The 22243-nt window shown below is 60.9% G+C and carries 20 protein-coding genes and 1 pseudogene; 8 read left to right on the forward strand and 13 right to left on the reverse strand.

Features of this window, described 5'->3' with window-relative positions; genetic code table 11:
- The first annotated feature begins 443 nt into the window (after positions 1-443).
- The 8 genes from ACZ9H3_RS00105 (at position 444) to recR (ending at position 9222) form a co-directional block, all read left to right on the forward strand.
- Positions 444-740 carry a DUF3077 domain-containing protein gene (locus ACZ9H3_RS00105; protein WP_476218901.1) on the forward strand — a complete coding sequence of 99 codons (297 nt, stop codon included), beginning with the start codon at positions 444-446 and terminating at the stop codon, positions 738-740.
- A gap of 1094 nt (positions 741-1834) precedes the next feature.
- Entirely contained in the window at positions 1835-2299 is a 465-nt protein-coding gene (locus ACZ9H3_RS00110; protein ID WP_476218903.1) for a CS1 type fimbrial major subunit, read from the forward strand.
- A gap of 169 nt (positions 2300-2468) precedes the next feature.
- Positions 2469-5006, forward strand: a complete 2538-nt coding sequence (locus tag ACZ9H3_RS00115; protein WP_476218905.1) for a CS1-pili formation C-terminal domain-containing protein — start codon at positions 2469-2471, stop codon at positions 5004-5006.
- Between the two features lie 31 nt (positions 5007-5037).
- Entirely contained in the window at positions 5038-6246 is a 1209-nt protein-coding gene (locus ACZ9H3_RS00120) for a hypothetical protein (RefSeq protein ID WP_476218907.1), read from the forward strand.
- A 39-nt stretch (positions 6247-6285) separates the two neighbouring features.
- Positions 6286-7026, forward strand: coding sequence for a fimbrial biogenesis chaperone (locus tag ACZ9H3_RS00125; RefSeq protein ID WP_476218909.1), 741 nt, complete (start codon positions 6286-6288; stop codon positions 7024-7026).
- A 100-nt stretch (positions 7027-7126) separates the two neighbouring features.
- Positions 7127-7585, forward strand: coding sequence for a CS1 type fimbrial major subunit (locus tag ACZ9H3_RS00130; protein WP_099773973.1), 459 nt, complete (start codon positions 7127-7129; stop codon positions 7583-7585).
- A gap of 206 nt (positions 7586-7791) precedes the next feature.
- Positions 7792-8520, forward strand: a complete 729-nt coding sequence (locus ACZ9H3_RS00135) for a pilus assembly protein (protein ID WP_065760961.1) — start codon at positions 7792-7794, stop codon at positions 8518-8520.
- A 99-nt stretch (positions 8521-8619) separates the two neighbouring features.
- Entirely contained in the window at positions 8620-9222 is a 603-nt protein-coding gene (gene recR / locus ACZ9H3_RS00140; RefSeq protein WP_065760962.1) for a recombination mediator RecR, read from the forward strand.
- Between the two features lie 340 nt (positions 9223-9562).
- On the opposite strand, the pseudogene ACZ9H3_RS00145 reads toward recR, so the two are convergent.
- From ACZ9H3_RS00145 to ccoN, 13 genes and pseudogenes are all read right to left on the reverse strand, one after another.
- A pseudogene (locus ACZ9H3_RS00145) lies at positions 9563-10019 on the reverse strand (REP-associated tyrosine transposase).
- A 152-nt stretch (positions 10020-10171) separates the two neighbouring features.
- A complete protein-coding gene (locus tag ACZ9H3_RS00150; RefSeq protein WP_065761554.1) occupies positions 10172-10720 on the reverse strand; it encodes an adenine phosphoribosyltransferase in 549 nt (182 codons plus the stop codon).
- A gap of 56 nt (positions 10721-10776) precedes the next feature.
- Positions 10777-11511, reverse strand: coding sequence for a Crp/Fnr family transcriptional regulator FnrA (fnrA, locus tag ACZ9H3_RS00155; RefSeq protein ID WP_330523892.1), 735 nt, complete (start codon positions 11509-11511; stop codon positions 10777-10779).
- A gap of 110 nt (positions 11512-11621) precedes the next feature.
- Positions 11622-13004, reverse strand: coding sequence for an oxygen-independent coproporphyrinogen III oxidase (hemN, locus tag ACZ9H3_RS00160; RefSeq protein ID WP_330523893.1), 1383 nt, complete (start codon positions 13002-13004; stop codon positions 11622-11624).
- A gap of 82 nt (positions 13005-13086) precedes the next feature.
- Complete coding sequence (locus ACZ9H3_RS00165) at positions 13087-13770, reverse strand: sulfite exporter TauE/SafE family protein (protein ID WP_065761557.1); 684 nt, start codon at positions 13768-13770, stop codon at positions 13087-13089.
- The gene (gene ccoS, locus ACZ9H3_RS00170) at positions 13763-13990 is read right to left on the reverse strand and encodes a cbb3-type cytochrome oxidase assembly protein CcoS (RefSeq protein ID WP_330523895.1); all 228 of its coding nucleotides are present in this window, start codon (positions 13988-13990) and stop codon (positions 13763-13765) included. The genes ACZ9H3_RS00165 and ccoS overlap by 8 nt, the downstream gene beginning before the upstream one ends.
- A 13-nt stretch (positions 13991-14003) precedes the next feature.
- Positions 14004-16454, reverse strand: a complete 2451-nt coding sequence (locus ACZ9H3_RS00175; protein ID WP_476218914.1) for a heavy metal translocating P-type ATPase — start codon at positions 16452-16454, stop codon at positions 14004-14006.
- A 78-nt stretch (positions 16455-16532) separates the two neighbouring features.
- On the reverse strand, positions 16533-17072 hold the full coding sequence (locus ACZ9H3_RS00180; RefSeq protein ID WP_330523897.1) for a FixH family protein: 540 nt from the start codon (positions 17070-17072) through the stop codon (positions 16533-16535).
- Between the two features lie 12 nt (positions 17073-17084).
- On the reverse strand, positions 17085-18500 hold the full coding sequence (gene ccoG, locus ACZ9H3_RS00185; RefSeq protein ID WP_476218917.1) for a cytochrome c oxidase accessory protein CcoG: 1416 nt from the start codon (positions 18498-18500) through the stop codon (positions 17085-17087).
- A 274-nt stretch (positions 18501-18774) separates the two neighbouring features.
- A complete protein-coding gene (gene ccoP / locus ACZ9H3_RS00190; RefSeq protein WP_065761562.1) occupies positions 18775-19755 on the reverse strand; it encodes a cytochrome-c oxidase, cbb3-type subunit III in 981 nt (326 codons plus the stop codon).
- Entirely contained in the window at positions 19752-19949 is a 198-nt protein-coding gene (locus ACZ9H3_RS00195) for a CcoQ/FixQ family Cbb3-type cytochrome c oxidase assembly chaperone (protein ID WP_065761563.1), read from the reverse strand. The genes ccoP and ACZ9H3_RS00195 overlap by 4 nt, the downstream gene beginning before the upstream one ends.
- A 5-nt stretch (positions 19950-19954) precedes the next feature.
- Positions 19955-20563 carry a cytochrome-c oxidase, cbb3-type subunit II gene (gene ccoO / locus ACZ9H3_RS00200; protein ID WP_065761564.1) on the reverse strand — a complete coding sequence of 203 codons (609 nt, stop codon included), beginning with the start codon at positions 20561-20563 and terminating at the stop codon, positions 19955-19957.
- The gene (gene ccoN / locus ACZ9H3_RS00205; RefSeq protein WP_099773980.1) at positions 20563-22002 is read right to left on the reverse strand and encodes a cytochrome-c oxidase, cbb3-type subunit I; all 1440 of its coding nucleotides are present in this window, start codon (positions 22000-22002) and stop codon (positions 20563-20565) included. Before ccoN ends, ccoO begins: the two co-directional genes overlap by 1 nt.
- Positions 22003-22243 lie beyond the last annotated feature (241 nt).

Genomic DNA, 22243 nt, shown 5'->3' on the forward strand with positions numbered 1-22243 from the left:
CTTTGTCACGCTGCACCATCCCTTGTGCAGCATGTGCGGTCATGGCGAGGTGTGCAGAACCCCAGCTGTAAACCGGGTTGCAGCCTGCGGTCAGGCTCGGTATGGTTCGCCCGTCGCTGACTCGTCAGCGAAAGTCACGGTCAATCCCGTGGCCGGGCGTAGGAACCCGTTGGATAACTTGGCGCACATCGCGTCTCCATAGCGATTGCACGCATCTTTTTTGAGCGTGTGGTTCGCGTTATGGCGGCTGTGTGTGGGCAGGCTTCGGCCTGGCCGGGTTCCAAGTTTCCCGGTATTCCTACCCCATGCACAGCTGCCACCCAATCCCGTAGGAAGGATCGTGGCAGCTCCAGAGCAAACTTGGAGCCCATCATGCAGATATTCAGCCTATCCCACACCCTCATGCCCAACGCTTTCCCGCCTGCCAGGCAAGGCGGTGCCCAATGACGCCCGAGGAGCGGCAGAGGTTCCTTGTTAGCACGGGTTCAGGTGCGTTGTTTCATGGCACTGGCGATGCGGCGAAGCAGGGCAAGTTGTTTGCTGTTGTGCCCGGTATTGCCATGCCTGATGCGCTGGAGAGTGTGTCTGAATTGCTCGGTACGATGCAGGGCGTGTTGTATGACGCGGCGATGGGGGACGTGCCGCTGCAGGGCAATGCTGCCTGGCTGCTTCGGCATACCTTGAGCAGCGCCAAGGCGGTTGTCGATGCGTTGATCGAGGGTTGCGACGAGGCTTTTTAAGCCAAAGACAGTGCATGTTGCCAACGATGCAGGCGCTGCGAACGCACTGACACTCCACCGAAGCCATCGCAGGCAAGCCAGCTCCAACAGAGCCCACGCAAGCTGTAGGAGCCGGGCTTGCCCGCGATGCAGGCGCCGCGAACTCAATGACACCCCACCGAAGCCATCGCAGGCAAGCCAGCTCCAACAGAGCCCGCGCCAGCCTGTAGGAGCCGGGCTTGCCCGCGATGCAGGCGCCGCGAACTCAATGACACCCCACCGAAGCCATCGCAGGCAAGCCAGCTCCAACAGAGCCCGCGCCAGCCTGTAGGAGCCGGGCTTGCCCGCGATGCAAGCGCCGCGTACTCACTGACACCCCACCGACGCCATCGCAGGCAAGCCAGCTCCAACAGAGCCTGCACCAGCTGTAGGAGCCGGGCTTGCCCGCGATGCAAACGCCGCGCACTCACTGAAACCCCACCGACGCCATCGCAGGCAAGCCAGCTCCAACACGGCTCGCGCCAGCTGTGGGAGCCGGGCTTGCCCGCGATGCAAACGCCGCGCACTCACTGACACCCCGCCGACGCCATCGCAGGCAAGCCAGCTCCAACAGAGCCCGCGCAACCTGTAGGAGCCGGGCTTGCCCGCGATGCAGACGCCGCGCACTCACTGACACCCCGCCGACGCCATCGCAGGCAAGCCAGCTCCAACAAAAACCGCGCTTGCCCCCGATGCAGGCACCACGGACTCACTGAAACCCCACCGAAGCCATCGCAGGCAAGCCTTGCTCCTACAGAATGACCGTGTTGCCAACAAGTGTGGCAGGCGCTGCGTGCGTGCTGATACCCCACTGATCCTATCGTAGGCAAGGCCTGCTCCTACAAAGGTGTAGTCACGGCTTATGCGCTTATCGCGGGCTTTAGTAAGAATATTCCTACATTTTCTGAGCTTAGTACCTACATCTTGCGTGTAAAGCAATCGCCATACTGTGCGCATTGGTTAGCAGTGATGAATGTCTGACAGAAAGCGCTGTAAGCCATAGACAGAAACTTGCTTATGTAAGGCTGTCGATTGCATCAAACACATCGTTTCTCGAAATTCCCTGTGGAGTTCAAATGAAAAAGTTTATGGTTGTTCCTTTCGCCATGCTCGCTGCTGGTAGCGCCTTTGCTGTTCAGACGGAAAGCAAGGCAGTTGATGTCACTGCTTATATTCCAACCAGTGCATTCTATGTTCAGGCTGAGGCAGGTTGGGATACTGCCCCTCAAGCACTTGCTTACGATCCGGTTCCGGGAACTTTGATGCCCGTCCAGAAACGTTATGTTGCCAAGAGCACCGAGGGCGCCATTAGCGCCAAGCTTGACAGCTTGCCGCAAATCAACAGCGGCGCAAACGCCATTCGCCTTGATGTTAAGTTGAACGGCATCGCACTGACTACTACCAGCACGGAAGTTATCCCGGCTCCTGTTGCCGCTACAGAGTCGTTCATGATGTTCAATGTTGCTGCTCAGGCCGGTCCATATCAGCCAGGTGACTACAGTGGCACTATCAACATGACGTTTGAAACTCCAGATCCTTGATGTTCTAGTTGTAATCGCTACACCGTCTCTAGTTTGAATGCCTGGGGGTATTGTGTTCCCCCTCGTGCCCCCAGGCTGCTATTGCGCTTTTCCCGTTTAAACCTCCCCATCTTTAATCGTTCGCGCTTGTTTTTGCGCGAGCCGGGGACTTATTGCCCGAGAGATGATCATGACAACTTTTCCGTACGCCAAAAGTTTGTTAGCGCTTGCACTGGCCGGTGCGTTGAGCATTGGGCTGGGTACAGCTCAGGCCAACCAGCAGCCCTCGAGCGCAATCTCGCTGCTGACCCAGGCCCAGGGCCTGCCGGCGGAGTTTCGTGATCATTTCTTTGATGTACCCCTGGCCGTACGGGTCGACCTCGACGGCCGCTTCATGGCAGAAGCCATGCTGGTGCTCAGCCGTGACGAGAAGGTTCAACTGCTTGAGTACACCGATACCCACGAGTCGGAGGTTTCGGCGCAGGTGTTGCAGCAGTGGTTGGCCACGTTGAACGAACCGCAGCCGTTGGGCGATTGCACCAAAAAATGCGCCAATGGCCTCTTGGCCCTGCATTACAGCCTGGCCAACTCGCAGCTGTCGATTCTGACCCAGGCCGCCGAGCGTGATGCCAGCCTGGCGCGTTTTCATGCCTTGCCCGAGCAGGGCAGCCACGGCGTGCTGCTGCGCAACCAGTTGAACCTTTCCGGCGGTGAGCGCGACGTGCATGGCACCTACACCCTGGAAGGTGTAGGCAGTGTAGGGCAGTGGACCACCACGGCCCGTGGCCAGGTGGACCGCAGTTCGGGTACCGGCGGCCAGATGCAACGCTACCGGGTCAGTGACCTGCACGCCGACCGCCTGGTCGATGACCGCTTCTACCGTTTGGGCTACTTTGCCCCGAGCGCTCAAGGGCTTACCCGTCAGCCGAACACCCTGGGCAGTCGCCCGGAGGGCATCGTAGGGTTCATGTTCGGCTCGAACGACAGCCTGGTGATCAATGACGGCCAGGCCAGCACCACCCCGATCTACGTCACGCCCAACCGCCCGGCGACGGTCGAGGTGTACCGTGATGGCTCGTTGATTTACACCCAGGCCGTGCAACCAGGCCTGCAAACCCTCGACACGCGCAGCCTGCCGGGGGGTATCTATGAAGTGGAAGTGCGCCTGATTGAAGATGGCGAGATCACCTCGCGTAGCGAAGAGTTCGTGTACAAGCCACGCAACTGGTCGAACCCCGATCAGCGCTGGCGCTACAACGCCTACCTGGGGCAAAGCCAGGACCTGTTGAGCAATTGGCAGGATGACCGGGCGAAAAGCCTGGGCGCCGGGGTGATGGCCAACTACCTGCTGCACCCACGTGCCGTGCTGGGGCTTTCTACCGAGCGAGTCAACGACGCCATGCAGTACGGCACCTCGCTGGATTGGGACATCAAAGACAACGTCAAGCTGTACGGTAACCTGCATCACACCGAAAACCAGGGCAATGGCTACGACCTGCAAAGCATCTATGCCCACAAAGGCGGCAGCGTGGTCCTCAGCCACAGCCGTTCCTGGATAGAGACCACCACCGGTAACTCGGTAGACCGCCTGAACAGCCGTGCCAAGCGTGAAGTGCGTGAAACGCAACAGAATTCGCTCAGCCTGCAGCAGCGCCTGGACGACAAGAACAGCGCCAACCTGCGGGTTAACCACAGCACTGGTGCCAACTCGGGTGTGGGTGTCGACTTGTCCTGGGTGCGCCGTGGCATGGTCATGGGTTCGGATGCGACCTGGCGTTTCTCGGTGTTCGACCGCCCCGGCAGTGCCAGCAGCGGTGGGGCGCGTAACCGCGGCGTCGATGTCAGCCTGACCATGAGCCTGGGCAGCGATGGCAGCCGTGCCTATGGCAGCCTTGGCAGCCGCACTGGCCGTGACGGCAGCCGCGAGCACAACGCCTCGCTCAGCTATCAGCAGCAACTCGACCACGGCGTGCTGCGCAGCGTGACCGGTACCCTCAACGCCGACAGCTTCGGCGTGGGCGTTGGTTCCAGTGCAGAGCTGCAAGGCCGTGCCATGTCCGGTTCTGCCCACCTGCAAACCTCATCGTTCAACAACGAACTGAGTGGCGGCCTGAACCTGCAAAGCACCGTGGGCATTGGTGGCGGCTCAGTGGCCATGACCGGCGACACCGGCCTGATGCAGTCGGCCATGGTGGTGGATGTCGAGTCCGACTTCACCGACCTGGAAATGCAGGCCTACGACCAACAGGGCTTGGCCAGCACCCTTAAACCGGGGCGCAACCTGGTCCCGGTGTCGGCGTACAAGTCCGGCAACCTGCAGTTCGACTTCAACGGCGATGCGGCGCCTGCGGCGGTAATCCAGCCGGCCTCGGCCAGCTACCACCTGAACAAGGGCGGTGTGGCATACCAGAAAGTGCGGATCATGCGCACCGTGACCGTGATCGGCCGGTTGCTCGACAAGAGCGGCGAGCCGCTGCGTGGCGCGATGGTAATCAACCATGCCAGCCGCAGTGTCAGTGAGGCCGATGGGTTCTTCTCGGTGGAAATGAGCGAGTCCACGCCTACGCTGGAAGTGCGGCACAAAGGTGGCCAGCAGTGCTTCCTGCGCCTGGACAAAGACCGCTACGAGCGTGAGCACGATGTGTTGCTGGTCGGCGACCAGACCTGCACGCCCGAGCGGCTGGCAGCGGCAGAACCGGCCAAGGCGCCAAGCGCCAAGCGTGGCTAACCTTGACGACAACGACGATGGAGAGGTCGGTATGAAACCGATGAAAACAATGCGCCTGGCGGCGCTTTCGCTGGCGCTGCTGGGTGGCGCCGAGGTTGCGGCGGCATCCGAGGTGACGATTACGGCGGAGTACCGGCCTTCTACGACGAATACGCGGTTTAAGAATACGACGCCGATTAGTGGGTTTTGTAGTCGTTGGCCGTCTTATGCTCCATGTCAGGGGGAGGATGGAAAATCCATTGATTTAGGTATTAATTACACTAAAGAAACGGTGACGTGGGCCCCAAATGAGAGAGACAAATTTTATGTGCTGCTTCCGAGAAGTCGGCTTGTCGACGTTTCTGTGGCTGGTGGGCCTCCTGTTCAATTGAATTTTTCGTTCACGTCGTCCAGTGTGTATTTAGTAAAAAGAAGTGGCCTCGGATTACCCTCGAATTATGGGGCGTATGTCTTTGGGGGGTGTGGAGTATTGGAGCCGGCTCTTAGTAATGGTACTTGGGCTGTTAATCTGTGGCGTATTAATAATCCTGATGCTCCCACTGGTTGTCACGCGGGTTCTGATCGGGACGCTGAGGGGCTTAGGGCTGTTGCGGATATTTCAGAGTTTTCTGTTGGTTACAGCATGATCGCCCCTAACCCACTTTCATTGCCAGCAGGTATCTATACGGGTGAGGTAAATTACACTGTTGGCGAGAATGGTGAAATTGCTCTCGGTAATAACGTCACAAACCTCAATACCAATAGCCTGAAAATCAAATTCGAACTCGATGTACGACACGCCTTCGAACTGCAGTTCCCGGCCAACTCCGACAAGGTCATTCTCGAGCCGCCCGGTGGCTGGATGCGCTGGCTGAATGGCGGGCCTGCGCCCGAGAAGTTGGTGCGCGACCTGCCGTTCCGGATTACCAAAACCGGGCCGATGTCTGTTTTCATGGAGTGTGAGTACCCAGTCGGCCTCTTATGTGGTGTTCGAAACCCCCGCAATAACCATACTGCCGCGTTGGATATAAAGATGTCGCTGCCCGGGGGCCTTCAGCTCCATAACGGGCAGGCGGTAGAGCGCCACCCGATCCCGACCGGGCGCACGATGCCGCTGCGTGTCGAGACGGTGACGCCGGTGTTCAACCAGCCCGGGGCGCTACATTTTGCGACGGCCCCTGGTGAAGCGGCAGCGATGGTGGCAAACCCGGGAGACACCTACCGGGGGAATGTCACGGTGGTGTTCGATGCCTTGCTCTAGCACCTGGGGTGCGAGGTGAGGCGGCTCAAGAGGAGCGTAATGGTAATGATCAAACGTCAGTTGTGGGCAGCGCTGCTGCTTGGCCAGGCCTGTGTGGCGCAGGCCATGCCCGAGCTTTACGTCGGCACGTTGTATGACTACCTGGGCGCAGAGCGCAGCACGATGCAAAAGCGCTTGAACAACATCGGCAGCTCAACGGCCTTTGTCAGCGTGTCGGTGGCCGAGATGCATTTCGATCACGACGATAAGGTCAAGGAAACCCCGCTGGATGGCCAGGACAGCGGGCAACGGGCGCTGGTGGCAACGCCTTCGCGGTTGATCATTCCGGCCCAGGGTATGCAGAACGTACGCCTGCTGTTTCGCGGTGACCGGACGGTGGAGCGCTACTTTCGTCTGCGCTTCAAGCCGGTGTTGCCCAAAGGCGAGGATGAGTTTGCCCTGAGCAAGGAAGAGGCGGCCCAGTACCAGAAAACCCTTGCAGCGGACGTCAGTGTGCTCAAGGGCTTTGGCACGGTACTGCTGGTGGCACCGCGTAACGTCCGCTATGCCACGGTGCTGGATGACCAGCCGCGTATGTTCCGGGTGCGTAACAACGGTACGGCGTCGGTGGTGTTGGAGTCGTTCAAGGACTGTGACAGCAAGGGCGAGCAGTGTACTGCCCCGTATACCTACCATGTGCGGCCCGGGAAGGTGCGTGAGTTCACCAAGCAGGCCGGGCGCACGTACCAGTTCGAGCTGCGCGAAGGCGAGGCCCTTAAACCCTACGCGCTTAAAGGCTGAGTGTGTGTTGTTGGCCGGTTATGCAGTGGCCTTGGGCAGGTAACCCCAGGTGCGTTGGCATTGTCGGGCCTGTATCTGAGAATTTTTTAGCGAGCCTAATATGAAAAAGTACTTGGCTATCCCGTTAGCATTGCTCGTCGCGGGCAGTGCAATGGCAGTGGATATTCGGAAACAGGTTGAGGTCATTGTTCAGGTTCCGTCGCAGGAGTTTTATGTCCAAGCTGAAGGCGGTTGGGACCAGCGCAGCCAGGCGCTGAGCTATAACGTGATGCAGCAGCGCCTGCGGCCGTTGACCAAGCGCTATATCGCCAAGAGCGTTTCGGGGGGCATCCAGGCCAGGCTGGTCCAGCAGCCGGTGATTACCAGTGGTTCGGATTCAATTCCACTCACTGTGAAGGTGAACGGCAGAGAGCTGAACCTGATCGCTCAAGAGGTGCTTTCGGCCGCCGACAGCAGCGTGCAGGCGTACATGCCGGTGCAGATCTCTGCCGCTGACGGGCCCTATGCGCCCGGGCATTATCAGGGGTTTGTCAATCTGATCTTTGAAACACCCTTGTGAGTGATGTGGCGCCGGGCGCTGAGCTTGGGATGTGTGGTTTGGCAGTGTCTTTGGTAGTGCCCTTGGTAGGAATAGTCCTACACCTCTAGCGGAATAGCCCGGTATGTCCGCGGCTGTTTGTTTGGAAGAATCTGCCTCGCCGGTTAGGGATCATTGCATGCCGGTTAGTTGGTTGTTTCCAAATACCATTAACAAGGGTTTATGCCATGAAAAAACTACTGATCATTGCCGCTGCGCTGTTGTTGCAACCCTGGGCTGCCCAAGCGATGCCACGCCTGAACATCGGCGCCCTGAACGATTATCTCGATGCCTCCAAGACCACTCAGGTCAAGCGTATCTACAATGGCGGCACTTCCACGGCGTTCGTCAAGGTCAGCGTCTGGGAGCTGGTGCGTGGGCCGGACGGCAAGTTCCGTGAAGTGTCCCTCGATGGCCAGGACAGTGCCAGCCGCTCACTGGTGGTAAGCCCCGCTCGGTTGATTATCCCGGCCTCTGGCATGCAGTCGGTGCGTTTGCTGTACCGGGGTGAGCGCGACCGCGAGCGCTACTACCGCCTGCGCTTCAACCCCGTGGTGCCTGAGGTTGGTGATGGCTTTGAGGTGAATGCCGACGGTGCCAAGGACTACAAGGACAGCCTGGAAGCCGGTGTTCAGGTCATGGCGGGTTTCGGTTCGCTGTTCTACGTACGCCCAACGAACACCCAGTTCAAGGTCGATATAGATGAGCGCCAGGGCAAGCTGGTGGTGCGTAACAATGGTAATGCAACCGTGGAACTGGACCGTTTCCGTGCCTGTGAAAGCAAGGGCAAGAACTGCGCCTCGGCTGTTGTGCACCGTTTGCTGCCAGGGGCTGTGCTTGAGTTCGATAAAACCGGCGGGCGCAGCTATGCCTTCGACCTGATCGAAGGCGAGAAAAAGACCGAAATCGAACGCTAAGTAACCCTTGGGCAGGGTGGCGGGGGGCGTTGCCGTGGATTTGACGCCACCCCGGCAGCCGGGTATAAACCGCGTTTAGTCGCGTTCAGGCCTTTTCCCATGAGCTTCAGCCCACTCATCCGACAGTTGATCGACGCCTTGCGTACCTTGCCGGGTGTCGGCCAGAAAACGGCGCAGCGTATGGCGCTGCACTTGCTGGAGCGTGACCGCAGTGGCGGTGCGCGCCTGGCGTTGGCACTAAGCCAGGCCATGGATGGGGTTGGGCATTGCCGCCAATGCCGAACCCTGACCGAGCAAGAGCTCTGCCCACAATGTGCCGACCCGCGTCGTGACGACAGCCTGCTGTGTGTGGTTGAAGGGCCGATGGACGTGTATGCGGTGGAGCAGACCGGTTATCGGGGGCGTTACTTTGTGCTCAAGGGCCATTTGTCGCCGCTCGACGGTTTGGGCCCTGAGGCTATCGGCATCCCGCAGTTGATGGCCCGCATTGCCGAGCAGAGCAGCGTGCGTGAAGTGATCCTGGCCACCAACCCGACGGTGGAAGGGGAGGCGACTGCGCATTACATCGCCCAGTTGCTGGCTGACAAAGGCGTCGTCGCATCGCGCATTGCCCATGGCGTGCCGCTGGGTGGTGAGCTGGAACTGGTCGACGGCGGTACCTTGGCGCATTCGTTCGCCGGACGTAAACCAATCTCGCTTTAGTCGCTGTACGAAAAGCATCGCACTCACTGGTACCCCACCGACGCCATCGCAGGCAAGCCAGCTCCAACAGGGCCCGCGCAACCTGTAGGAGCCGGGCTTGCCCGCGATACGGACGCCGCGCACTCACTGGTACCTCACCGACGCCATCGCAGGCAAGCCTGCTCCAACAGAGCCCGCGCCAGCTGTGGGATTGGGTCTTGCCCGCGATACAGACGCCGCGAACTCGCTGGCACCCCACCGAGGCCATCGCAGGTAAGCCAGCTCCAACAGGGTCTGCGCCAGCTGTAGGAGCCGGGCTTGCCCGCGATGCAGTCACTAGCCATCACAGGCATTCAGTGGTTCAGAGCCAGGCGGCATCCCAGTGAGGGTAGTCGCCAATTTTTTGAACCAGCCCGGCGCGCAGTGGGGTTGGCGATGATATAGCGGGCAATGGCCCGAACATCTTCTTCGTGGCGTAACGCGCGGTCATGGAAGCCTGCTTGCCATAGCCGGCCCGAACGTAGGCAGGCCTTGTTTATTGCGCAGGTGCTTCGCGATTTGAGCTGCCGCATCACACTGCTCAAGGTTGTCTGTCGCAGTTCCATCAGCCAATGGAAGTGATCGGGCATTACCACCCAGGCGAGTGATCGCGCAGTGCTTGCCTGTTGTGCATGGCGGAACTCAGCGACCAACAGTCGTGCGAGCCTCAGGTCTGTGAGGATAGGTGTTCGATGCTCTGTGACGCTGGTCAACAGATACAGCCTGCCAGGTTCGGAAAACCTGCCCCGCCGAAGGCGATGGGCGCTTGGACGGTCCATGTCTATCTCCTTGGAAGTCATGATTCAAAGTAGATGGACGATGGGGTACGGGGGTTATATCAATGGCACTGGATGTGTGCGGATAACGGTATCGCAGGCAGCCTGCTGCCCGGGCTCCTGTGGCAACAGGCTTGCCTGCGACGGTGTCTTGGCTACTGTTCGCTCAGGGAGAAGGTGGTCAGGCAGAACGTCGGAATGCCCGCCGCCTGCAGGCGCTGTGAGCCGCCCAGTTCGGGCAGGTCAATGATCGCTGCGGCTTCAAACACCTGGGCGCCGGTGCGGCGTATCAGGTTGGCCGCGGCCAGCAGCGTGCCACCCGTGGCGATCAGGTCGTCGAAGATCAGTACCGAGTCACCTTCGCACAGGCTGTCGGCATGCACTTCCAGAAAGGCTTCGCCGTATTCGGTCTGGTAGCCTTCGGTCAGCACATCTGCAGGCAGTTTGCCTTGCTTGCGGAACAGTATCAGCGGTTTGTTCAACTGGTGGGCAATGATCGCGCCGATCAGAAAGCCACGCGCATCCATGGCGCCGATATGGCTGAACTCAGCTTCGACGTAGCGTTCGATAAAGGCGTCGGCGACATGGCGCAGGCCTCGGGGCGATTGAAACAGCGGGGTGATGTCGCGAAACACGACGCCGGGCTTGGGGAAGTCCATTACCGGGCGGATCAAGGCCTTGAGGTTGAAAGTGTCGCTGGGCATGGTGCGGGTATCCTGAGGAACAAATGCCCATCAGTATACCCGCTTATACGCGGTGTTCAGCCTTCCAGGGCGCCGCCCGCCAGGGCACACAGCTGGATCGGGTCCACGATGCGCACTTCCTTGCCTTCGGCTTCGATCAGGCCGTTCTGCTGGAAGCGGGTAAACACCCGGGACACGGTTTCCACCGCCAGGCCCAGGTAGTTGCCGATTTCGTTGCGCGACATGCTCAGGCGGAACTGGTTGGCCGAGTAGCCGCGAGCACGGAAGCGCGCCGACAGGTTGACCAGGAAAGTGGCGATACGCTCGTCGGCGGTTTTCTTCGACAGCAGCAGCATCATTTGCTGGTCGTCACGAATTTCCCGGCTCATGACGCGCATCAACTGGCGACGCAATTGCGGCAGTTGTACCGAGAGTTCGTCCAGGCGCTCAAAGGGAATCTCGCACACCGATGTGGTTTCCTGGGCCTGGGCTGATACCGGATAGGCCTCGGTGTCCATGCCGGAAAGCCCGACCAGCTCACTGGGGAGGTGGAAGCCGGTGATCTGTTCTTCGCCGCTGTCGCTCAGGCTGAAGGTCTTCAGTGCGCCTGAGCGTACGGCATAGACCGAGCCGAAGTTTTCGCCCTGTCGAAACAGAAACTCGCCTTTCTTCAACGGACGCCCGCGTTTGACGATGTCGTCCAGTGCGTCCATGTCTTCCATGTTGAGTGACAGGGGGAGACACAGGGGCGCCAGGCTGCAATCCTTGCAATGGGCTTGGTTGTGAGCGCGTTGTTTAACTGGCTCAGACATTTCATCAGTCCTTGTGGTAAAGCACACATAAGCCATAAGGGTAACTCAGCAAATTCCCTGAAGCCAGCGCGCTATACAGGCTGTTGATCGGTGTCTGTGGCCACTCATCGTCAAATGACCCGCGAGAAACGCTGGCGGTTGTGCAGGTCCAGGTAGGCGTCGAAGACCATGCACACCGAGCGCACCAGCAAGCGGCCCGCTGGCAGTACCGTGATGCCTTGGGCGTCGAGGCTGATCAGGCCGTCCTTGGCCATGCCTTCCAGTGCCGGCCATTGGTCCTTGAAGTAGCCGCGAAAGTCGAGGGTGAATGCTTGTTCGATGGTCTCGAACTTCAGCTCGAAATGGCAGATCAACTGCTGGATCACGGCGCGGCGCACGCGGTCGTCCTGGTTGCAGATCAGCCCGCGGCTGGTGGCCAGTTGTGACAGGGTCAGGCTGTTCTGGTATTCGTTCAGGTCGCTGCTGTTCTGGCAGTACAGGTCGCCGATCTGGCTGATCGCCGAAACACCCAGGCCAATCAGGTCGCAGTGCCCGTGGGTGGTGTAACCCTGGAAGTTGCGCTGCAAGGTCGATTCTTCCTGGGCGATGGCCAGTTCGTCGTCCGGCAGGGCGAAGTGGTCCATGCCAATGTAGCGGTAGCCCGCAGCGGTGAGCTGTTCGATGGTGTTGTGCAGCATCTCGAGTTTGGCCGCAGGGGCGGGGAGGTCGTTGGCGTCGATCCGCCGTTGCGGCATGAAGCGCTCGGGCAGGTGTGCGTAGTTGAACACCGAGAGCCGGTCTGGTTGCAGTTTGATCACTTCCTCGACCGTGCGGGCAAAACCTTCCGGGGTCTGCTTGGGCAGGCCGTAGATCAGGTCGAGGTTGACTGAACGGAACTGCAGGGTACGTGCGGCCTCCATGATCGCACGGGTTTGCTCCAGGCTTTGCAGGCGGTTGATGGCCCGCTGTACTTGCGGGTCGAGGTCTTGTACGCCAAGGCTGACGCGGTTGAAGCCCAGTTCGCGCAGCAGGCCCATGGTCGACCAGTCGGCTTCGCGCGGGTCGATTTCGATGCCGTAGTCGCCGGAGTCGTCGTCGAGCAAGTTGAAGTGCTTGCGCAGGTGAGCCATGAGCTGGCGCAGTTCTTCGTGGCTGAGGAAGGTGGGAGTACCGCCCCCCAGGTGCAACTGCTCGACCTGTTGGTTAGGGTCGAGGTGGCAGGCAATCAGCTGGATTTCCTGCTCCAGGCGCTGCAGGTAGGGCTGGGCGCGACCACGGTCTTTGGTGATGACTTTGTTGCAGGCGCAGTAGTAGCAAATATTGGCGCAGAAGGGCACATGCACATACAGCGACAGCGGGCGCACCGCTCGACGGCTGTCACGCAGGGCGTGCAGCAGGTCGAAGGCGCCCACCTGGCTGTGCAGTTGCACGGCAGTTGGATAGGAGGTGTAGCGTGGGCCTGCCAGATCGTAACGGCGAATCAGGTCAGAGTCCCAACGAAGTACGTCGAGCATGGAGGCAGTCCCTAGAGATGCGGCAATGTTTGAAGTCTAGGGAGCGATTCGCAACAGGGTGTTGATTTGCATCAACGCCGCTTCAGTGGCCCATCAGCCAATGCTGGTGCGGGCCGGGCAGGGTCCAGAGGCCGAAGAGGATCACCAGCAGGCCGCCCGCGATGCGCACGCCCCGTTTACGCAGTACTGCGCGGGTGCGTTCGGCGGCAAGGCCGGTGGCTAGCAGGACCGGCCAGGTGCCGAGGCCGAAGGCGAGCATCAGCAGGGCGCTGTCGAGGGCATTGCCCTGGCTGGCGGCCCACAGCAGGGTGCTGTAGACCAGGCCGCACGGCAACCAGCCCCAAAGCGCGCCGAGCAGCAGGGCGCGTGGCGCGCTGGACACCGGCAGCAGGCGGTTGGCAATCGGCTGGATATGCCGCCACAGGCCTCGGCCAAGGCCTTCGATACGGGTGAGGCCGCTCCACCACCCTGCCAGGTACAAGCCCATGGCAATCAGCAGCAGTGCCGCCACGACGCGCATGCCGGTGGCGAGCGGGCTATTGCCCAGTGCCCAGCCTGCCAGGCCGAGCAGCAGGCCGGCGGTGGCATAACTGAGGATGCGGCCCAGGTTGTAGGCCAGCAGCAGGCGCAGGCGGCGGCTGCGTTGCTCCTGCGGGATCGCCAGGGTCAGGGCGCCCATCAGGCCGCCGCACATGCCCAGGCAATGGCCGCCGCCGAGCAAACCCAGAATCAGCGCCGAACTCAGCAGGGGCAGCAGGTCAGCCACGGGGTGGGGCGCCTTCGTCGTCGGGGCTGGCGGTTTTTTGAGTCGCTTGCGTGGTGTCTACCGCCGCCTGGTGTTTTGGGTCCTGGTCGTCGAACAGGATGCTGTGGGCTGGGCCTTCGAGGTCGTCATACTGGCCGCTGTCGACCGCCCAGAAAAAAATGTACACGGCGATGGCAACGATCAGCAGCGCAGCAGGAATCATGACATAGAGCGCGGGCATGGAAATCTCCTGGTCAGGCCGTCGCGGGGCGAGAGGTGGCAGGCGCGGCCTGGGCCGAATCACCGGCGACGCGGGTCAGGCGCAGTGCGTTGAGCACCACGATCAATGAGCTGATCGACATGCCGACCGCCGCCCAGACCGGTGTGATCCAGCCCAGTGCCGCGAACGGCAGCATCAGGCCATTGTACAGGCTTGCCCAGAGCAGGTTCTCGATAATAATGCGGCGGGTGCGCCGGGCCAGGGCGAAGGCATGCACCAGTGCGTCCAGCCGATTGGACAGCAACACCGCATCGGCGCTGGTCTTGGCCAGGTCGGTGGCGGAGCCCATGGCAATGCTGATGTCGGCGGCTGCCAGCACCGGCACGTCGTTGACGCCGTCGCCGAGCATCAGCACTTTGTGCCCTTCGTTTTGCAATGCCTTGAGCTTCTCCAGTTTGTCGTCCGGGCGCAGGCCGCCGATGGCCAGGTCGATGTTCAGTTCTGCCGCGACGCTGGCGACCATGGGGGAGCTGTCCCCGGAGAGCAGCAGGGTTTTCCAGCCGCGGGCCTTGCACGCCGCCACCAGGTCGCTGGCGTCATGGCGCAGGCGGTCGTCCAGGCCAAACCAGGCCAGCGGGCCCTGGGTGTCGCCGAGCAGCAGCCATTGCCCGGCCTCATTGGGCATCGACGGCACGGTACTGTCGCTGAGGGCACAAACAAAGGCGGGCTGACCGATGCGCAGCCGCTGCCCGTCAACCTGGCCCTCAAGGCCGAGGCCGGGTGAGGCCTGGACTTCGTCAGCGACGTGTTGGACGCGACCGAAGGCGCGGGCAATCGGGTGCTCGGAGCGGTTTTCGAGGGCGGCCGCCAGTTTCAGGCAGTGATCGGCGTCGGCGTTGCCGAGTGGGCGAATGCTGCGCAGGGTCAGGCGGCCTTCGGTCAGGGTGCCGGTCTTGTCGAAGATCACGGTGTCGATCTGGTTCAGGCCTTCCAGCACATGGCCGCGGGTGAGCAGCAGGCCCAGCTTGTGCAGGGTGCCGGTGGCGGCGGTGAGTGCCGTGGGGGTGGCCAGCGACAGGGCGCACGGGCAGGTGGCAACCAGCATGGCCAGCACGATCCAGAAGGCCCGGTCGGCATCCAGTTGCCACCAGAGCAGGCCGATTGCAACCGAAGCGATCAGGGTGAACAGCAGGAACCACTGTGAGGCGCGGTCGGCGATCACCGCCAGCCGGGGCTTTTCCGACTGCGCCCGCTCCAGCAGGCGGACAATGGCAGACAGCCGGGTGTCATGGCCCAGTGCCTGTACCTCGACGGTGAGCACGCTTTCCACGTTCAGGGTACCGGCGGTCACGGCATCGCCGGGTTGGCGCGGTTGTGGCAGGTACTCGCCGGTGAGCAGCGATTCATCGACGCTGGACTGGCCGTCAAGGATGCGCCCATCGGCGGGCAGCACGGCGCCCGGGTGGACCAGCACGCGGTCACCCACGTGCAGTTCGCTGAGCAGGATGCGTTCACTGCTGCCCTGTGCGTCCAGGCGCAGGCAGGAAGCCGGGAGCAGGTTGACCAGTTGCGCGGTAGCCGCTGCGGTTCGTTCGCGGGCCCGCCGCTCCAGGTAGCGGCCGGCCAGCAGGAACAGGGCGAACATGCCGACCGCGTCGAAGTACAGCTCGCCACTGCCGGTGATGGCCGTCCAGATACCGGCGCCGTAGGCCAGGCCAATGGCCAGTGACACCGAGACGTCCATGGTCAGGTGGCGTGTACGTAGATCACGGGCGGCGCCGCGGAAGAACGGCGCACAGCTGTAGAAGACAATCGGGGTGGTCAGGAACATCGCCACCCAACGCAGGATGGTGTGCAGTTCCGGGCTGAGGTCAATGTTGAACTCCGGCCAGGTGGCCATGGTTGCCATCATCGCCTGGAACCACAGCAGCCCGGCAACGCCCAGTTGGCGCAGGGCTGTACGGTTTTCATTGGCCAGTTGCTCGGCGGCGCGGTCGGCCTGGTAGGGGTGCGCGGCGTAGCCGATCTGGCGCAGTTCGGCGAGCATTTTTGACAGCGGGAGTTGGCTGTCGCTCCAGTGCACTTGCAGGCGGTGATTCGACAGGTTCAGCCGGGCTTCGGCCACGCCGGGCAGGTTGCGCAGGTGCTTTTCGATCAGCCAGCCACAGGCGGCGCAACTGATGCCCTCGATCAGCAGGGTGGTCTCGGCCTGTTCGCCGGTGTGGCGCACGAATGGTTTCTGGACGTCGGGACGGTCGTACAGGGCCAGTTCATCGACCAGTTGCAGGGGCAGTGCATCAGGGTTGGCGCTGGCTTCGCTGCGGTGCTGGTAGTAGCTTTCCAGGTTGCCGGCGACGATGGCTTCGGCGACTGCCTGGCAGCCCGGGCAGCAGAACTGGCGCGGTTCACCCAGTACCACAGCGGTGAAGTGGCTGCCGCCAGGGACGGGCAGGGCGCAGTGGTAGCAGGGGGTGGGGCTGGTCATGGTGTCTATCGCAGGCAGTTCAGGACGGGCACAGGCGACCCCCGCAGGGGCCGAGCGTGCCAGCGATGATGGCGAAACTCATTGTTCCAGGTGTTCGGCGCCCTGAAGGGCTTCATCGCCCAGTACCAGGGTTTTGTCGTGGCCGACCTGCTCTTCCTCGAACAGGCGCCAGACGTGCTCGTCCTGGCTGCCCAGCAATTCCACGAAACGCCGACCTTCTACCTTGTCATTGAGCTGGCCAAGGTAGCGGCCGGGTTCACTTTCACTGCGTACCAGCTCAATCTTGCGGTCTTTCTCGGGCTGCGTTGGCGAGATCAGGTTCAGCTCCAGGCGTTGCGGCTGGCTGTCGCCCTGCAGGCGCAGGTCGACTTCGCCGGTGAGCTCGTCCAGGTGCACGCTGGCCTTGAGCTTGAGCGTCTGCGCCAGCAACTCGCGGTCGAGTGAGCGGTTGATGCCTTTGCCGGCCTCGTAGTAGTTGTCGTTGACCAGGTTGTCCGGGTTGTTTACCGCGATGCCAACCATGGTCAGGCTGAGGGTCACCGATGTGGCCAGAATGCCAATGATGATCCAGGGCCAGAGGTGCTTGTACCAGGGGCTTGCGGCAGTTGCTGAACGCATTGGCAGACTCTCTTATCGAATTTGCGGGCCGATGAATCGGCTCTTGGCTTCAACCTGGACGTTGCTGTCATCGGCGTCGCGCAGGATGAAGGTGACTTCGTTGGTGGTCGAGGGCAGTTGTTCCGGTGCCATCGACAGTTGCACGGGCAGGCTGACGATATCGCCGGCAGCGACGCTGACTTCACGCACGGCTTCAAGCTTGAGGCCTGGCAGGCCGACGGCATCGAGCACGTACACGTGGTCGCGCTGGTCCTTGTTCATGACTTTCAGGCTGTAGACGTTTTCGATCCGGCCCTGGGCGTTTTCACGGTACAGGACGCGGTCTTTGCTGACATCGAAGCCAACCAGCGAACGCATGACGAAGGCGCTGGTCAGCAGGCCGATCATGGTCAACAGCACAATGGCGTAGCCGATCAGGCGTGGGCGCACCATGTGGGTTTTCTGCCCCGACAGGTTGTGCTCGGTGGTGTAGCTGATCAGCCCGCGTGGGTAGTTCATCTTGTCCATGATGGTGTCGCAGGCGTCGATACAGGCGGCACAGCCGATGCACTCGATCTGCAGGCCGTCACGGATATCAATGCCGGTCGGGCACACTTGAACGCACATGGTGCAGTCGATGCAGTCACCCAGGCCTTTGGCCTTGTAGTCGATATCCTTTTTACGCGGGCCACGGGCTTCGCCCCGGCGCGGGTCGTAGGAGACGATCAGGGTGTCCTTGTCGAACATGACGCTCTGGAAGCGGGCGTACGGGCACATGTAGATGCACACCTGCTCGCGCAGCCAGCCGGCGTTGCCGTAGGTGGCCAGGGTGAAGAAACCCACCCAGAAGTAGGCCCAGCCATCGGCCTGGCCGGTGAAGAACTCTACCGCCAGATCGCGGATCGGCGAGAAGTAGCCGACGAAGGTCATCCCGGTGACAAAACCGATCAGCAGCCACAGGCTGTGTTTGGCCAGTTTGCGCAGGAATTTGTTGCCGCTCATCGGGGCCTTGTCGAGTTTCATGCGCTGGTTGCGGTCGCCTTCGGTGACCTTTTCGCACCACATGAAGACCCAGGTCCAGACACTTTGCGGGCAGGTGTAGCCACACCACACCCGGCCGGCGAAGACGGTGATGAAGAACAGGCCGAAGGCCGCCACGATCAACAGGCCAGAAAGCAGGATGAAATCCTGCGGCCAGATGGTCGCGCCAAAGATGTAGAACTTGCGCTCGGGCAGGTTCCACCAGACGGCCTGGTGGTTGCCCCAGTTCAGCCAGACGGTGCCGAAATAGAGCACGAACAGGACTGCGCCGCCAACCATCCGCAGGTTGCGGAACAGGCCGGTGAAAGCGCGGGTATAGATTTTGTCACGAGAGGCATAGAGGTCGACGCTGTTGTCGGCTTTCTTGGCAGGCGGTGTGACGTCGTGTACCGGAATCTGGTTGCTCATCATTGAGTCCCACGGCAGTGGAAAAGTGCCACGACCCGTACATGCAGGCCGCAGTCAAAAGCTTGATGCTCTAGGGCGCATGATACGCCTGTACTGGCATTACGGGGGAGGGGTGCGACTTTTGGCCGCGTTGGGTAAAGCTTTGCGATAGTGTAATGGCATGTGTCAATTGACGCAGGTCACGAAGCCGGTGATCGCGGAATCCGTCACGGCCTAATGGGTGTAAAAAAGCCCCGTCAGCGCAGGCTGGCGGGGCTTCTTTCAGCCGATCGAATTACTTCGCGTCGGTCGCCTTGTCGGCTTGGTGCGACAGGCTGTAGACGTAGGCTGCCAGCAGGTGAACCTTGTCGTTACCCTGCAGGTCCTGCTGGGCAGGCATCTGGCCCTGACGGCCATAACGGATGGTCTGCTGCAGTTGAGCAAAGCTCGAACCGTAGATGAACGCCTGTGGGTGAGTCAGGTTCGGTGCGCCCATGGCCGGGGTACCTTTGCCTTCAGGCCCGTGGCACGCCACGCAGTTGGCAGCGAAGAGCTTCTGGCCGTTGGCCGGATCGGCTTTCGCGCCTTCTGGCAGGGTACGGCCATCGAGGTTGGTCAGGACAAAGGCCGCCACGTCGGCTACGCCTTGCTCGCCAATCACTTCAGCCCAGGCAGGCATCACACCATGACGACCGGCCATGATGGTGGTCTTGATGGTTTCCGGCTCGCCGCCCCAGCGCCAGTCGTTGTCGGTCAGGTTCGGGAAACCGTAGGAGCCCTTCGCGTCGGAACCGTGGCACACCGAGCAGTTGGAGGCGAACAGGCGGCCACCCATTTTCAGTGCTTGCGGATCCTTGGCGACTTCCTCAATCGGCATGGCAGCAAATTTGGCGAAGATAGGCCCAAACTTGGCATCCGAGCGCGCCATTTCCTTTTCCCACTCGTGAACGCCGGTCCAGCCAGGCTGGCCGTTGGCGAACTCGGTTTTCTTGTCGTTATCCAGGTACTGATAACCTGGCAACATGCCTTTCCAGTTGCCCAGGCCTGGGTAAAGCACCAGGTAGCCCAGGGCAAAGATGATGGTGCCGACGAACAGCATGAACCACCATTTCGGCAGTGGGTTGTCGTACTCCTCGATACCATCGAAGGAGTGGCCCACGGTTTCATCGGTGGCTTCGCTGCGCTGGCCCTTGCGGGTGGACAGCAGCAGCCAGGTCAGGGCGAAGATGGTGCCCAGACTCAAAACGGTGACGTACAGACTCCAGAAGGTAGTCATTCGTTGTTACTCCTAGAAGCTCTCGCTTGCGCTTGCTCGACGTGCTTGATGGCCTCGGGATCATCCGCGAAAGGCAGCAAGGTCGCTTCGTCGAACTCAGACTTGCGTCGAGAACTGAATACCCACAACGCCAGGCCAATGAAGGCCACCATCACCACGACGGTGCCCAGGCCACGAATCATCCCGATATCCATCAAGGTCACCGTTTGCTTTTGATGATGGTGCCCAGCCCTTGCAGGTAGGCAACCAGGGCGTCCATTTCAGTCTTGCCCTTGACCGCGTCGCGGGCACCGGCGATGTCTTCGTCGGTGTACGGCACGCCCAGGGTGCGCAGGACTTCCATCTTCTTGGCGGTTTCCTTGCCGTCGAGCTTGTTCTCTACCAGCCATGGGTAGGAAGGCATCTTCGACTCAGGCACGACGTTGCGCGGGTTGTACAGGTGCGCACGGTGCCAGTCGTCGGAGTAGCGACCGCCAACACGGGCCAGGTCCGGGCCGGTACGCTTGGAACCCCACAGGAACGGGTGATCCCAGACGCTTTCACCGGCAACCGAGTAGTGGCCGTAGCGCTCGGTTTCAGCACGGAACGGGCGGATCATCTGCGAGTGGCAGCCGACACAGCCGTTGGCGATGTATACATCACGGCCTTCCAGTTCCAGCGCGGTGCGCGGCTTCATGCCTTCGACCGGCTTGTTGGTGACGTCCTGGAAGAACAGCGGGACGATCTGGGTCAGGCCGCCGATACTGACGGCGATGACCATGAAGAAGGCCAGCAGGCCGATATTCTTCTCGACTACTTCGTGCTTCATCAGTGAGCTCCAACTACGATCTGAGCGGCGGCTTCAGCTTCTGCCGGCTTCGAGGCGCGTACGGTACGGTAGACGTTGTACGCCATCAGCAGCATGCCGGAGGCGAAGAACGCACCGCCCAGTGCACGGACGATGAAGCCCGGGTGGCTGGCTTGCAGCGCTTCGACGAAGGAGTAGGTGAGGGTGCCGTCATCGTTGATTGCACGCCACATCAGGCCCTGGGTGATACCGTTGACCCACATCGAGGCGATGTACAGCACGGTACCGATAGTGGCCAGCCAGAAGTGGGCGTTGATCAGGCCGATGCTGTGCATCTGCTCGCGACCGTAGACCTTCGGAATCAGGTGGTACAGGGCGCCGATGGAGATCATCGCTACCCAGCCCAGAGCGCCGGCGTGTACGTGGCCGATGGTCCAGTCGGTGTAGTGCGACAGCGAGTTGACGGTCTTGATGGCCATCATCGGGCCTTCGAAGGTCGACATGCCGTAGAACGCCAGCGATACCACCAGGAAGCGCAGGATCGGGTCGGTGCGCAGCTTATGCCAAGCGCCCGACAGGGTCATCATGCCGTTGATCATGCCGCCCCAGCTTGGTGCCAGCAGGATGATCGACATGGCCATGCCCAGCGATTGGGCCCAGTCTGGCAGGGCGGTGTAGTGCAGGTGGTGCGGGCCGGCCCAGATGTACAGGGTGATCAGCGCCCAGAAGTGCACGATCGACAGGCGATAGGAGTAGATCGGACGCTCGGCCTGCTTGGGTACGAAGTAGTACATCATGCCCAGGAAGCCGGTGGTCAGGAAGAAGCCCACGGCGTTGTGGCCGTACCACCACTGGATCATTGCATCGGTGGCGCCGGAGTAAGCCGAGTAGGACTTGAACAGGCTGACCGGCAACGACATGTGGTTGACGATGTGCAGCATCGCGGTGACCACGATGAAGGCGCCGTAGAACCAGTTACCGACATAGATGTGCTTGGTCTTGCGCTTGACGATGGTGCCAAAGAACACAATACCGTAGGTCACCCAGACAATGGCCAGCAGAATGGCGATCGGCCACTCCAGCTCTGCGTATTCCTTGGTCGTGGTGTAGCCCATCGGCAAGGTGATGAGTGCACCGACGATCACGGCTTGCCAACCCCAGAAGGTGAAGGCCGCAAGGCTGTCAGAGATCAGTCGCGTCTGGCAGGTACGCTGCACGACGTAATAGGAGGTGGCAAACAGCGCACATCCACCAAAGGCGAAAATCACCAGGTTGGTGTGCAGCGGGCGAAGGCGTCCAAAGGTCGTCCAGGGCAGGTCCAGGTTCAGCTGGGGCCATACCAATTGCGAGGCAATGAAGACACCAAGCCCCATGCCAAGGATCCCCCAGACCACCGTCATGATGGCGAACTGGCGGACTACCTTATAGTTATAAGCAGTCGGACTGATTGCTGTGCTCATTCTAAGGTTCCACGGTTTGGGTGTTTTTTTAGGGTAAAAATCGGCGCAAGTATGTATAAACCGTGTGGTTATTGCAACGCGATGGCATCCGCGCCGATCCTTGCCAGAGCGTGTGTTGCGGCCCTTTCGAGCTTTTCTGGCGCGAAAATTGTACACAGTTAATTTACTTTTATGTGTACGATTTTTCGGTTTTTATTACCGGACAATCGCGCGGATGCACCGTTTGTCGAAACGGCTGTCG

It is taken from the genome of Pseudomonas sp. TE3910 (assembly GCF_056279025.1).

What these genes read in the sequence shown, in the direction of transcription:
- ccoP (WP_065761562.1), bottom strand. Translation starts at nt 19,755, where the DNA reads ATGACTACCTTCTGGAGTCTGTACGTCACCGTTTTGAGTCTGGGCACC.
- ACZ9H3_RS00130 (WP_099773973.1), top strand. Translation starts at nt 7,127, where the DNA reads ATGAAAAAGTACTTGGCTATCCCGTTAGCATTGCTCGTCGCGGGCAGT.
- ccoS (WP_330523895.1), bottom strand. Translation starts at nt 13,990, where the DNA reads ATGCCCGCGCTCTATGTCATGATTCCTGCTGCGCTGCTGATCGTTGCC.
- ccoO (WP_065761564.1), bottom strand. Translation starts at nt 20,563, where the DNA reads ATGAAGCACGAAGTAGTCGAGAAGAATATCGGCCTGCTGGCCTTCTTC.
- ccoN (WP_099773980.1), bottom strand. Translation starts at nt 22,002, where the DNA reads ATGAGCACAGCAATCAGTCCGACTGCTTATAACTATAAGGTAGTCCGC.
- ACZ9H3_RS00115 (WP_476218905.1), top strand. Translation starts at nt 2,469, where the DNA reads ATGACAACTTTTCCGTACGCCAAAAGTTTGTTAGCGCTTGCACTGGCC.
- ACZ9H3_RS00150 (WP_065761554.1), bottom strand. Translation starts at nt 10,720, where the DNA reads ATGCCCAGCGACACTTTCAACCTCAAGGCCTTGATCCGCCCGGTAATG.
- ACZ9H3_RS00195 (WP_065761563.1), bottom strand. Translation starts at nt 19,949, where the DNA reads ATGGATATCGGGATGATTCGTGGCCTGGGCACCGTCGTGGTGATGGTG.
- ccoG (WP_476218917.1), bottom strand. Translation starts at nt 18,500, where the DNA reads ATGAGCAACCAGATTCCGGTACACGACGTCACACCGCCTGCCAAGAAA.
- hemN (WP_330523893.1), bottom strand. Translation starts at nt 13,004, where the DNA reads ATGCTCGACGTACTTCGTTGGGACTCTGACCTGATTCGCCGTTACGAT.
- ACZ9H3_RS00180 (WP_330523897.1), bottom strand. Translation starts at nt 17,072, where the DNA reads ATGCGTTCAGCAACTGCCGCAAGCCCCTGGTACAAGCACCTCTGGCCC.
- ACZ9H3_RS00175 (WP_476218914.1), bottom strand. Translation starts at nt 16,454, where the DNA reads ATGACCAGCCCCACCCCCTGCTACCACTGCGCCCTGCCCGTCCCTGGC.
- ACZ9H3_RS00120 (WP_476218907.1), top strand. Translation starts at nt 5,038, where the DNA reads ATGAAACCGATGAAAACAATGCGCCTGGCGGCGCTTTCGCTGGCGCTG.
- ACZ9H3_RS00105 (WP_476218901.1), top strand. Translation starts at nt 444, where the DNA reads ATGACGCCCGAGGAGCGGCAGAGGTTCCTTGTTAGCACGGGTTCAGGT.
- fnrA (WP_330523892.1), bottom strand. Translation starts at nt 11,511, where the DNA reads ATGTCTGAGCCAGTTAAACAACGCGCTCACAACCAAGCCCATTGCAAG.
- ACZ9H3_RS00135 (WP_065760961.1), top strand. Translation starts at nt 7,792, where the DNA reads ATGAAAAAACTACTGATCATTGCCGCTGCGCTGTTGTTGCAACCCTGG.
- ACZ9H3_RS00125 (WP_476218909.1), top strand. Translation starts at nt 6,286, where the DNA reads ATGGTAATGATCAAACGTCAGTTGTGGGCAGCGCTGCTGCTTGGCCAG.
- ACZ9H3_RS00110 (WP_476218903.1), top strand. Translation starts at nt 1,835, where the DNA reads ATGAAAAAGTTTATGGTTGTTCCTTTCGCCATGCTCGCTGCTGGTAGC.
- recR (WP_065760962.1), top strand. Translation starts at nt 8,620, where the DNA reads ATGAGCTTCAGCCCACTCATCCGACAGTTGATCGACGCCTTGCGTACC.